General features: G+C 35.0%; 1 protein-coding gene and 1 pseudogene. Both read right to left on the reverse strand.

Annotated elements, in window-relative coordinates:
- Positions 1-476 precede the first annotated feature (476 nt).
- The gene (locus tag GTU69_RS14690; RefSeq protein WP_240921701.1) at positions 477-1,322 is read right to left on the reverse strand and encodes a DUF4116 domain-containing protein; all 846 of its coding nucleotides are present in this window, start codon (positions 1,320-1,322) and stop codon (positions 477-479) included.
- A gap of 42 nt (positions 1,323-1,364) precedes the next feature.
- A pseudogene (locus tag GTU69_RS14695) lies at positions 1,365-1,606 on the reverse strand (4-hydroxy-2-oxovalerate aldolase); the annotation flags it as partial.

Raw genomic sequence — 1,606 nt, forward strand, 5'->3', positions numbered from 1 at the left:
TATGCCTCTTTATGTGCTTATCAGTTATGCCATCAAAACAAGCCAACCATTCAAGTAATGGAATGATTGGCTTAAGCAGGATTCGGGTTAAACTAATGAAAACAAAAGTATATCTCATGGTTTAATTACCCATATTTATCCATTTTTCACATGAACAACTGGCCAATCTTGTACGGGTGACGATAGAATCTTTTTAGAAATGGAATTTCAACAACATGTTAAATGAATGTCTTTGAAGAATTATCAAAACTTAGCCTCTAAATGCCCAATATGCCTATTACAATCAACAAATTAATATGTAAACTCGAACTCATAATGAAATACTAAACGTTGAATTACCAGACTATCTGAGCCTGCGGCTAATCACTACAACAATTCACCCATCAAACAGTTAGACTTGATTTGTTCTGTACTGATTGGACTATCACTACTTCTCTGACTTCTAAAATTAAAAACACTTTTTTTAATTTTTGCAATTATCGAATATATTTTTCCATTGCTGCATCTTTAGAAAGGGCATACTCAATAATTACATCTGACTGAAACTCTTTTTTGATATATTTCAGACTTATTGGATTACAAAGTAATGCATATTTCAGAATCTTCTCGGAATATTCTTTTAAAAACTGAATCACAAATGCCCGCTGCTCTATCGCTTTCATCCATAAGTCTTCATAGTACACCTCAATATGCTGAATTGCATAAGGCCTAAGTTTCACTGCATATTCACACAACTCTTTACTTGGATTATCCATAAACTGTATAGACATTGGATTATTTTCAATAGCCATCAGGCACATGGCTGGCGTTGGATTACAAATATACCGAATAGCTATCCCATCTTTACGTAATGCCATGTAGGATAGAATCTCTGTCTGTTCTTTCACATATTTAATCGCTTGTGGATTTGATTGAACCGCTGCCTGACAAATCTGCTCTGTTTGTTGACGTACATATTTTAGTGCAAATCCATTTTGCTTTACTGCAGCTAAACATATTTCTGCATTTTGAAATAAGATATGCTGCAGTGCCAATCCTTCATTCTGAACAGCAGCCAAAATTATTTCATGTGTAGGTTCATGGATATATTGCAATAAATCGCCATTTTTCCGCACCGCCATTAAACATAAATCTTCAATTTGTTTTTTTACATATTTAATTGCTCGTGGATTTTGTTTAATCGCCTCACAACACAAATGGTTATCCTGTTTTTCTATGTATTGCAGATATAAACCATGCTCTTTCACTGCATTTAAGTCGGCATCATAACTTGGGTAATATATTTTTTTATATTGAATCATCTCAATATCTTCTTTAAGCAAATAGGATAATGCAGCTCCTCACATACATTATCCTTGTCATTTTTAAACTTGTTGTTGTTTCAGCATATTCAGCGCAACATCGACAATCATGTCTTCCTGACCGCCAACCATTCTACGTTTACCCAGTTCGACTAATATATCAAAAGCAGATAATCCGTATTTTTCTGCAGCCGTTTCTGTATGACGTAAAAAGCTTGAATACACACCTGCATAACCGAGTGCCAGTGTTTCACGGTCTACACGTACTGGACGTTCCTGCAATGGACGCACAATATCTTCCGCAG

Source organism: Acinetobacter sp. SA01, from assembly GCF_011319235.1.
Taxonomy (GTDB): Bacteria; Pseudomonadota; Gammaproteobacteria; order Pseudomonadales; family Moraxellaceae; genus Acinetobacter.